This window comes from Aeromicrobium sp. (assembly GCF_032084975.1).
Classification (GTDB): domain Bacteria; phylum Actinomycetota; class Actinomycetes; order Propionibacteriales; family Nocardioidaceae; genus Aeromicrobium.
The window spans coordinates 1-6,874 of sequence record NZ_DAMDLR010000108.1; the positions used below are offsets into that span (position 1 = coordinate 1).

The 6,874-nt window shown below is 70.2% G+C and carries 6 protein-coding genes; 4 read left to right on the forward strand and 2 right to left on the reverse strand.

Annotated features, from left to right (window positions below; genetic code table 11):
* The coding region (locus tag RT323_RS15485) for a zinc-dependent metalloprotease (protein WP_313410045.1) at nucleotides 1–1,034 on the reverse strand (1,034 nt) is incomplete at its 3' end.
* Between the two features lie 102 nt (nucleotides 1,035–1,136).
* Between RT323_RS15485 and RT323_RS15490 the strand changes: the two genes are divergently transcribed.
* From RT323_RS15490 to RT323_RS15500, 3 genes are all read left to right on the forward strand, one after another.
* Nucleotides 1,137–2,207, forward strand: a complete 1,071-nt coding sequence (locus RT323_RS15490; protein ID WP_313410047.1) for a PDZ domain-containing protein — start codon at nucleotides 1,137–1,139, stop codon at nucleotides 2,205–2,207.
* Complete coding sequence (locus RT323_RS15495; protein ID WP_313410049.1) at nucleotides 2,200–2,739, forward strand: PPA1309 family protein; 540 nt, start codon at nucleotides 2,200–2,202, stop codon at nucleotides 2,737–2,739. Before RT323_RS15490 ends, RT323_RS15495 begins: the two co-directional genes overlap by 8 nt.
* A gap of 153 nt (nucleotides 2,740–2,892) precedes the next feature.
* Nucleotides 2,893–5,721, forward strand: coding sequence for a UPF0182 family protein (locus RT323_RS15500; RefSeq protein WP_313410050.1), 2,829 nt, complete (start codon nucleotides 2,893–2,895; stop codon nucleotides 5,719–5,721).
* Here the strand turns inward: RT323_RS15500 and RT323_RS15505 are convergent, their stop codons facing one another.
* On the reverse strand, nucleotides 5,722–6,324 hold the full coding sequence (locus tag RT323_RS15505) for a TetR family transcriptional regulator (protein WP_313410051.1): 603 nt from the start codon (nucleotides 6,322–6,324) through the stop codon (nucleotides 5,722–5,724). It abuts the gene before it with no gap.
* Nucleotides 6,325–6,428: 104 nt separating this feature from the next.
* Between RT323_RS15505 and RT323_RS15510 the strand changes: the two genes are divergently transcribed.
* On the forward strand, nucleotides 6,429–6,874 hold a 446-nt coding region (locus RT323_RS15510; protein WP_313410052.1), incomplete at its 3' end, for a hypothetical protein.

The following is a 6,874-nucleotide window of genomic DNA, read 5'->3' on the forward strand; positions in this document are numbered from 1 at the left end:
GACGCGAACGTGTCCTCGGCGGGGCCGCCGGTCGCGCGACGACGGCGGATCGCCTCGGCCAGCGCGGGGGCGGCGGGCATGACGTCGGCCGTGGCCTGCGCCACGACCTCGTCGACCCAGCCCTCGACCAGCGCGAGCAGCAGCTCGAGGCGCTCCTTCGCGCGCTCCTGCTCGGGCGTCGTGGTCGGGTCGAAGACGCCGCCGGACAAGGCCTCCTGCATGGCCTCGGGGCTGGACGGGTCGATCGAGCGCATCTGCTCCTCGATGGAGGCCACGTCGATCCGGATGCCGCGGGCGAAGTCCTCGATCGCACCCAGCACCGCGGCCCGCAGCCACGTCGCGTGGGCGTAGAGGCGATGGTGGGCCTCCTCGCGCAGCATGACGTAGAGCAGGACGTCGGACTTGGCGGCCTCGAGGTCCTCGGCGAACGCAGTCAGGTTGCTCGGCAGGACGGCGGCCGTGTGCTCGGGACCGAGTGGCAGGCCGACCTCGGTCGAGGAGAGCACCTCGGTCGCGAGGGCGCCGATCGCCGAGCCGACCTGCTGGCCGAACATCGCCCCGCCGGCCTGGTTGAGCATCCCGAGCAGCGGCCCGGCCATGGCCTTCGCCTCGGGCGGCATCGCGTCACCCATCGAGGCGACGACGTGCTGGGCGACGGGCTCGACCATGATCTGCCACGTCGGCATCGTGGTCTCGACCCACTCGGCGCGACTCCACGCAGCGGCCGACGTCACCGCGGTGGGCAGGTCCGTGACCTTGTCGAGCCACATCTGCGCCAGGCGGCTGGCGTCCGAGACGGCACCGGCCTGACCGCCGTGCGGGCTCGGGTCCTCGCCCTGGGCCGCGACGACGTGACGGGCCACGTCGGCGGCGAGCCGGTAGTTGACGGCACCCTCGTGCGGCTCGAACATCGCCTGCATCTGCGACATCATCTGGTTGAGGTCGAACTGGCCTGCGGCCATCTGCCCGAACAGGCCCTCCAGCGGCGTGCCCTTGAACGGGTTGTGCGGTTCCTCGCGGGGTTCCTCGGCCATGGGCTCAGCCTAGATCGTGGCGCCCAAATCCGATGCGGCGCGCGCACCCCACCGCGGAAGGATCGTCATGGGCCATCACGACAGGGGCTCTAGGGTGTCGTTGTGGCATCCCCGATGCGGCTGAGCCGCCGCACCCTGACACTGTCGGTCGGCCTGTCCCTCATCACCGTCCTGACGTGCCTCATCGCCTTCGTGCCGGTGCCCTACGTGACGATGAAGCCGGGCCCGGTGTTCGACACCCTCGGTGAGATCGAGGGCACCGAGATGCTGACGTTCGGCGACGGGGTGCGCACGTATCCCACCGACGGCCAGCTCGACTTCACGACGGTCTCGGTCACGCGGGCCGAGTCGACGATGTCGCTGGCGGCCGCGATCCAGGGGTGGCTCGATCCCGAGGTGGCCGTCGTGCCCCACGAGTTCATCTACCCGGACCAGCAGACCAATGAACAGTCCAGCGCCGAGGGCGCGGCCCAGCTGGCCAGCTCGCAGGATGCCTCGAAGGCCGCGGCGCTGCGCGCGGCCGGCATCGAGGTCACCGAGGTGCCGAAGGTGGCGGGCGTCGTCGAGGACGGCCCCGCGAACGGCAAGCTCGAGGCCGACGACCTCATCGTCAGCGTGGACGGCCGCAAGGTCACCACGCCCGAGTCGGTCGGCCAGGCGATCGGCACCCGCAAGCCCGGCGACGACGTCAAGGTCGGCTACCGACGCGGAGGCGACGAGGGCACCGCCGTCATCACCACCACGGCGATCGGTGACGACCGCGAGAAGGCCCGCATCGGCATCACGGTCGGCTCGGGCTTCAGGTTCCCCATCGACATCCAGAACCACATCGGCGACCGGGTCGGCGGGTCGAGTGCGGGCACGATGTTCGCGCTGGCGATCTACGACTCGCTGACGCCCGGCGCTCTCACCGGAGGCCAGCACGTCGCCGGGACGGGGACGATCACACCGGAGGGCCAGGTGGGTGCGATCGGCGGCGTGCGCCAGAAGATGGCGGGGGCGGCCCGGGCTGGCGCCGACATCTTCCTCGTGCCGGCGGACAACTGCACCGAGGCGGCCGACGGCGACGACTTCGGCATGACCCTGGTCAAGGTGGGCACACTGACAGAGGCGATCGATGCAGTCGGCACGCTCGCCGAGGACCCGAAGGCGGAGGTGTCGTCCTGTGGATGACGTGAAGGTGAAGGTGACGGGCGAGGGGTTCGGCGAGGACTCACCGGTCCGTCGTGCCGCGCTCGAGGTCGAGGACCACGTCGCCGGCGGTGGCTGGGACCAGCAGCCGCGACTGTTCGCGCTCGTGCTGACGGCCGACCTGCTGGCCAAGCAGCCCGAGCTCGCCGACCAGCTGGGCGAGCCCGACTCGTACACCCCGATCGAGCAGGAGCTGCCGGCCGGACGCGAGGTCGAGGAGCTGCTGCCCGAGATCGGCTGGCCGCAGGAGGTCGCCGGGTGCGCCGTCGTGATCGAGCGACTCACCCTGCCGCCCGAGGCGGAGGCGCAGGTGCCGCAGGATCCGGCCGAGGCGATCGAGTTCGCGGCCCAGCACCCGGACCGCCAGGAGATGCGCATCGTCGCCGCGGCGCTGCGGGACGGTTCGGCGCACGCCGCGGTCCGCCCACGGGTGCCCGCGGACGCGCCGCTCATCGAGGGCCCGGGGATGCTGCCGGGACTCGTCGCGCTGGTCGCCGCCACGCTGGAGGACTGAGCGCCCGGAGCGCGACGCTCCGCCCTGCGGTCCACCCCGTAGGCTGGCGCCACCAGACCCACGCTGTTGTGAGCCAGGAGAATCGTGAGCGACATCTTCGGATCGACACCCCCCCGACGCGACCCCGAGCCGCGTTCCGACCGAGGGCGGCGGGTGCTCATCCCGACGATCGTCACGCTCGGCGTGCTCCTCGTCGCGGGATCGCTGTTCGTCAGCCTGTGGACCGAGCGGCTGTGGTTCCGCTCGATCGACTTCCAGGGCGTGTTCACGACCGTCCTGCTGACCCGCATCGGGCTGTTCGTCGCCTTCGGGCTGTTCGCCGGGCTCGTGGTGGGCGTCAACGTGTGGCTCGCGCACCGGAACCGGCCGAACCCGCTCGGCCTGCGTCGTGACGACCCCGCTGCGCGCTATCGCCTCGCACTCGCGCCGATCGCACGGATCGCGCTGATCGCCGCCTCGCTGTTCGTGGCGTTCTTCGCCGGCCTCATCGGCAGCAGCCGCTGGGAGACGTTCCAGATGTGGCGCCAGGGCACGCCCTTCGGCCAGGACGACCCGCACTTCGGCAAGGACATCGGCTTCTACGTCTTCGACATGCCGTGGCTGACGTTCCTCGTGTCGTTCGTGTTCAGTCTGCTGCTGATCACGGCGGTCGCGGTGGCGTTCACGCACTACGTCTTCGGCGGCATCCGCCTGGGCCAGAAGGGCCCCAGCTTCTCGCGCGCCGCCCAGGTCCAGGTGGCCGTGCTGATCGGCCTCGCGATGCTCGTGCGCGCCGTGAACTACTGGCTCGACCGCTACGCGATGGCGTACGACTCGTCAGGACTGTTCGACGGCATCAAGCACACCGGCGCGAATGCCGAGATCCCGGCCAAGAACATCCTCGTCGTGGTGGCGGTCCTGTGTGCCGTGATGTTCTTCTCGACGATCTTCCTGCGCTCGTGGACTCTCCCGGCTCTGGGGCTGGGCCTGTGGTTCCTGGCCTCGCTGCTGATCGGCGCCGCATGGCCGGCGATCATGCAGCAGTTCCAGGTCAAGCCGTCCGAGCCGGACCGTGAGGGGCCATACCTGGCCAAGAACATCGAGAGCACCCGCGCGGCCTTCGGCGTCGACGACGTCGAGACGCAGGACTACTCGGCCAAGACCGAGCTGACCCCGCAGGAGCTCAACGCCTCGGCCGAGGCGCGTGTCAGCACCCGACTGCTCGACCCGACGCTCATCTCGCCCGCGTTCCAGCAGCTGCAGCAGGTCCGTGGCTACTACACCGTCCAGGGGACGCTCGACGTCGACCGCTATGCGATCGGGGACAACCCGCAGCCGCAGGACGTCATCATCGCGGCGCGTGAGGTCGACCTCGACGGCCTGCAGGCATCGCAGCGGACGTGGTCCAACGACCACACGGTCTACACGCACGGCTACGGCGTGATCGCCGCCTACGGCAACAAGCGCGGGTCGCAGGGCGAGCCGCAGTGGGTCGCGCGCGACATCCCGCCCACGGGTGAGCTCGAGTTCGACGGCGCACCGCGGATCTACTTCGGCGAGAAGTCACCCTCGTACTCGATCGTGGGCCGCCCGGACGGGGCTGCCCCGATCGAGGTCGACACCCCGCGCGGCGGCGGCGAGGACGCCGCCGAGGACGGTGGCGACTCGAGCGCCAACACGTACGACGGCAAGGGCGGCGTCCCGATGGGCACGCTGTTCAACCAGGCGCTCTACGCGCTCAAGTTCGCCGAGCCCAACCTCGTGCTGTCGGACCGCGTCAACGAGAACTCCAAGATCCTGTACGACCGTCACCCGCGCGACCGCGTCCGCAAGGTCGCCCCGTGGCTGACGCTCGACGGCGACACCTACCCGGCCGTCGTCGACGGGAAGGTCAAGTGGATCGTCGACGGCTACACGACCAGCAACACGTACCCCTACTCCGAGTCGCGCTCGCTGGCCACGGCCACGAGTGACACGCTGACCGACGGCGCCAGCCAGATCGCGCTGCCGACCGACCAGGTCAACTACATGCGCAACTCCGTCAAGGCGGTCGTCGACGCGTACGACGGCACCGTGACGCTGTACGAGTGGGACACCGAGGACCCGATCCTCAAGACGTGGTCGAAGGTCTTCCCGGGCATCATCGAGCCCAAGTCCGAGATCAGCGAGTCGCTGCTGCAGCACCTGCGCTACCCGGTCGACCTGTTCAAGGTCCAGCGCGACGTGCTCAGCCGTTACCACGTGACGAACGCCCAAACGTTCTACGAGGACGGCGAGCGGTGGAAGATCCCCGAGGACCCGTCGGCCGCCGGCAGCACGAAGCAGCCGCCGTACTACCTCTCGACGGCCCGTCCCGGCGACGAGACGCCGCGGTTCAGCCTGACCAGCGTCTACCTGCCGAACAACCGCCAGAACCTGGCGTCGTTCATGAGCGTCAACTCGGAGGCCTCCGACACCGAGGGCTACGGCAAGCTCCAGATCCTCGAGCTGCCCAGTGACACCCGGGTGGGCGGTCCCAACCAGATCGCTGCCGCGTTCGAGTCCGACGCCGGCGTCCGAGCGGCACTGCTGCAGTACGAGCAGTCCCAGAACACCAGGATCCTGCGCGGCAACCTGCTGACCCTGCCGGTCGGGGGCGCGATGCTCTACGTCCAGCCGATCTACATCCAGCGCGTGGGTGAGGGCTCCTACCCGGTGCTCCAGCTGATCACCGCGACGTTCGGTGAGGGCGTCGGCGTGGGCCAGACCCTCGACGAGGCGCTTCGGGTGGCGCTCGATCTCGAGGAGGGCAGCGCTCCGCCTGCCGATCCCGAGCCGGAGACCCCCGCTCCGGACGGCGACACCGGTGGTGAGGCGAAGACGGCCGCTCAGTACCTGGCCGACGCGTCGCGCTACTACGACCAGGCCCAGGCCGCGCTCGAGGACGGCGACCTGGCGACCTACCAGCAGCGGATCGACGCCATGGCCCGGGCGCTCGAGGCGGCCCAGAAGCTGGTCGAGTAGTCAGACCAGCAGGCCGCTGAGCAGGTGCACCATGACCTCGCCGCACTCCTGCCGGACCCGTTGGCGGTCCTGGGCAGGAGTGCCGGCGATGGCCGTGGCGCACCCGGCCAGCGCGTTGAACGTGATGGCCGAGGTGGTCTCGATGGGCAGTGCGACGATGCGTCCCGACGCGACCAGTGACGTGATGATCTGCTGGATCAGGCCTGCCGCGTACTCGGTCTGACAGCTCATCCAGGACTCCCAGCCCAGGGCGATCGGTCCCTGGCGCAGGACGATCTCGGCGTACTCGGGATCCAGTCCGTGGTCGAGGTAGGCGCTGATGGCCGCGAAGGCGCCGGTCACGGTGTCCTCGTGGGCGAGGTACGCGTCGCGCACGGCCTCCATGCCCTCGGCCTCGGTCCGGTCCAGCACCGCGGCGAAGAGGTCCTGCTTGTCCTTGAAGTGGTGGTAGACCGCGCCGCGCGTGACCTGGGCGGCGGACGCGACGTCGGCCAGCGCCGTCCTGGCGTACCCGCGGTCGACGAACTGGGCCCGCGCCGTCGTGAGCAAGGCCTCGCGCGTCTCCTCGGAATACTGCTGGCGCCGGCTGCGGGGAAGTGACATACTCGCAGCATAAGACATACACTGTGTATGTGAGTGACACGGCGCAGGTGACGAACACTGCGTCGGCCCATCCAGTTCTCGAGGAACGCGCGAGAGGAAAACCGATGACGACCTCGACCCTGAACCCCACCGCGTGGCAGCGCACGGCCGCCAGCCAGCACGCCCTGCACACGCTCACCGACGCGATCGCGAACGATCCGTCCGCCCTGCCCGAGCTGGTCCGCGAGGCCCTGGGCGAGTTCGACTCGCTCGACGACCTGCTGCTGATGGCGCACGCGCAATGGATGCGGACGTTCGACGCCCGCATCGACCCGCTGCTGGAGGCCGGCCTGCACGGCGACCAGGCGGCGTTCGAGCAGGTCTGGGCCGACACGGCCGGCCTGCTCGCGGGCACGGCTCGCCTGCTCGACGTGCACGCCGACCACCCGGCGGTCGTCCGGGCGCACGCCCAGCACGTGCGGCGGATCCAGCGCATGCTCGACGTCCGGCTGCCCGACTCGTGGGCGGCGGCGCAGCCGGTCCGGCGTCGCCGCTCGTGCGCGGGTCGCAT